This is a genomic window from Adlercreutzia muris (assembly GCF_008831045.1).
Classification (GTDB): domain Bacteria; phylum Actinomycetota; class Coriobacteriia; order Coriobacteriales; family Eggerthellaceae; genus Adlercreutzia; species Adlercreutzia muris.
The window spans coordinates 1-605 of sequence record NZ_WAJS01000087.1 but is presented as its reverse complement, the minus strand read 5'-3'; the positions used below and the strand labels follow the sequence as shown (position 1 = coordinate 605).

Here is a 605-nt window from a genome sequence, read left to right as displayed (position 1 = left end):
TGGCGCTGCCGGCGTTCACGATGAAGTTGCCGTGCACGTCGGAGACCCGCGCTCCGCCTACGCTGGCCCCCTTGAGCCCGGCCTCGTCGATAAGGCGGCCCACCGAGGCGCCCTCGGGGTTCTTGAACACGCTGCCGCAGGTGGGCAGCGCCAAAGGTTGGGTCTGCTGGCGCCGGGCCAGGTTCGATTCCATGCGGTCGCGCAGCTGGAAGGGGTCGGCGGGCACAGCGGCTAGCTCGCACTCGAGGATGGCCTCGTCAGGTGCAAAGGAGCTGGTACGGTAGCCCCAATCGATCTCGGAGCCGCGACGTCGCAGCAGGCCCCGGCCGGGCCGGTAGGTGGTGACCGTGACGACGCGCTCGCCGATCCACTCCTCCCGGGAGCCGGCGTTCATGCACAGGGCGCCGCCGACGGTGCCCGGCGTGCCCACGGCGAACTCGAAGCCGCCGAGGTTGCGGCGGAAAGCATCCTGGACCACGGAGGACAGGGTGGCACCGGCCCCCACCATGAAGCGGCCGTCCTCGAAGCGCGAGGAGCGAAAGTCGCGGCCGAGGGCGATGACCACACCGGAGAAGCCCTCGTCGGCCACGAGCACGTTGGAACCG

Annotated in this window: 1 protein-coding gene; it reads right to left on the bottom strand. The window is 70.6% G+C overall.

From position 1 onward, the window contains the following. The coding region (murB, locus tag F8D48_RS11490) for a UDP-N-acetylmuramate dehydrogenase (protein WP_151432173.1) at nt 1-605 on the bottom strand (605 nt) is incomplete at both ends.